The organism is Citrobacter sp. Ce104 (assembly GCF_030334595.1).
In the GTDB taxonomy this organism is placed as follows: Bacteria; Pseudomonadota; Gammaproteobacteria; order Enterobacterales; family Enterobacteriaceae; genus Citrobacter; species Citrobacter europaeus.
In genome coordinates this window covers 1-1,170 of the sequence record NZ_JAOWDP010000014.1, presented here as the reverse complement: position 1 = coordinate 1,170, position 1,170 = coordinate 1, and the positions used below count along the sequence as shown (strand labels likewise).

Here is a 1,170-nt window from a genome sequence, read left to right as displayed (position 1 = left end):
TTGGTTTAGTAGATACCATAAATAAAGCCTCTGGAGCTGTGCAAAAATACGGCGATACGATGACAGGAAATCTGTGGTTGTCTGAGGCTGGTATATCCATCAGAACGATTAGTGGCGACAGCCCGCAATTTTCTATCAATAACATTGCATCGGGTGCTGACGTAAACATAGACCTCCTGGGGGCAGAAGCTCGTATCTTTGGTAAAGGTTCTGGTTCTGGACCAGTTAAAGTAGCGACATTTAATCTAAATAATGGCACCTTTTCTGTGCCCGGACCTCTAAAAGCTGGAACTTCCGAACTTCATACAGATGGCAATGTTTATGGCGACATGTGGGGTGGCTGGCTTAGTAATTGGCTGAACACCAAGCTTAATGAACGCGCAACAGTTGATTGGGCAAGTCAAAACTTTGCAACGTATAGCTGGACAACGCAAAATTTTGTGCAAGAGGTATCACTTGGTGCGGAAGTATTTTATGACCAGACAGGTGGTATATTTACGTGGACATTTAAGTCACCCCAGGGATGTACCATGACGGGGCTTATGGCTCGTTATACTGGCAGTAATTCTGCGCATAATATTGGTGGGCTTTATTACAAGCCAATTCAGCGGTTCAAAAATGGTATATGGGTAACGATATCGGGGTGAAATGATGAAGCTTATTAATTTGCAGCGCTATATTCCAGAAGATTTATTTTTAGGTGAAGGGATTCAGTATTTTATCGATGCGACTGGTAAGGACTGGTATAAGTCATTATCGAAATTCACTAAAAAATACAGTCTCGCCATTGAAAACGATACGGGTGTAATTCGAAGTATCAGTGAAAACGCCGACAGGCTTTATCCTGTAGGCTTGACGGTTGTTGATGTTGACAGTATTCCAGACGGTTGTGATATTTTTGGCGGGTGGGTATTTGATGGAAATAAAATAGTTTCCCGAACTTATGGCGTAAAAGAGTTGCAACAACAGGCGGAATCAAAGAAAAAAACACTCATTGCCGATGCTGAGAATGCTATTACACTACTTTCCCGAGCCGTAAGATTTGGTATGGCTACCGAAGAGGAAATAAGACTGCTGGAGAAATGGGAGCGCTTTAGCGTGTTAGTCAGTCGAGTTGATGTAGCAAATCCTGAATGGCCTACACCTCCAGGTAGCTAAAACGTTGGTTTA

1 protein-coding gene and 1 pseudogene are annotated in these 1,170 nt (G+C 42.8%); both read left to right on the top strand.

The genetic code is table 11. The features are described from left to right. Positions 1–647, top strand: a pseudogene (locus OGW16_RS00855) (hypothetical protein); the annotation flags it as partial. A gap of 1 nt (position 648) precedes the next feature. Further along, positions 649–1,158, top strand: coding sequence for a tail fiber assembly protein (locus OGW16_RS00850; protein ID WP_286517561.1), 510 nt, complete (start codon positions 649–651; stop codon positions 1,156–1,158). The last annotated feature ends 12 nt before the right edge of the window (positions 1,159–1,170 follow it).

What these genes read in the sequence shown, in the direction of transcription:
- OGW16_RS00850 (WP_286517561.1), top strand. Translation starts at nt 649, where the DNA reads ATGATGAAGCTTATTAATTTGCAGCGCTATATTCCAGAAGATTTATTT.